The sequence below is a fragment of the Mesorhizobium sp. M7A.F.Ca.CA.001.08.2.1 genome (assembly GCF_003998455.1).
Taxonomy (GTDB): Bacteria; Pseudomonadota; Alphaproteobacteria; order Rhizobiales; family Rhizobiaceae; genus Mesorhizobium; species Mesorhizobium ciceri.
On the sequence record NZ_RZPW01001285.1, the window covers coordinates 1 to 881 of the forward strand.

At 58.5% G+C, this 881-nt stretch carries 1 protein-coding gene; it reads left to right on the forward strand.

All coding sequences use genetic code 11. The annotated features are described in order from the left end of the window. Positions 1–881 (forward strand): alpha/beta fold hydrolase (locus EN914_RS36875; RefSeq protein ID WP_164779238.1); only part of this gene is annotated, 881 nt, incomplete at both ends.

Below are 881 nucleotides of genomic sequence, written 5' to 3' on the forward strand. Positions count from 1 at the left end.
CAGCAAGGCCGCGCCGTTTGGGACAATGCCTTCGGGAAAATCGTCATTCGGCGCACTGAAGCAGATCGATGCCGGCCTGCTGAACATCGGCTATGCCGAGGACGGCCCTGCTGACGGCCCTGCAGTTTTGCTGCTCCATGGCTGGCCGTACGACATCCACACTTATGTGGATGTCGCGCCATTGTTGGCGTCGGCCGGTTACCACGTAATCGTTCCCTACTTTCGCGGCTACGGTACGACGCACTTTCTGTCGTCTGCGACACTCCGCAATGGCCAGCAAGCGGCGCTCGCCGCCGACGTCGTAGCCCTGATGGATGCGCTGAAGATTCCCACGGCGATTTTCGGCGGTTGTGATTGGGGGGCGCGGACGGCCAACATCGTTGCGGCGCTCTGGCCCGAACGATGCAAGGCACTCGTTTCCGTCAGCGGCTATTTGATTGGCAGCCGTGAATCCAACAGGAAGCCGTTGCCGCCCAAAGCTGAACTTGCATGGTGGTATCAATATTACTTTGCCACTGAACGTGGGCAGGCAGGATACGAAAAATATCGGCACGATTTTGCAAAACAGATCTGGCAGATCGCATCGCCGCGGTGGGACTTCGACGAAGCCACGTTCAATCGCACGGCGGCAGCCTTCGATAACCCGGACCATGTCGCCATTGTGATCCACAACTATCGCTGGCGCCTTGGCATCGCTGACGGCGAGCCGACATATGACGATCTGGAAAATCGGCTTGCCGCGGGTCCGGTCATCACTGTGCCGACTATCACCCTCGAAGGTGATGTCAATGGAGCCCCACATCCGGAGCCTGGTTCCTACTCCAAGAAATTCTCGGGCGAATATGAGCACCGGGCCATCAAGGATGGCATCGGACACAATC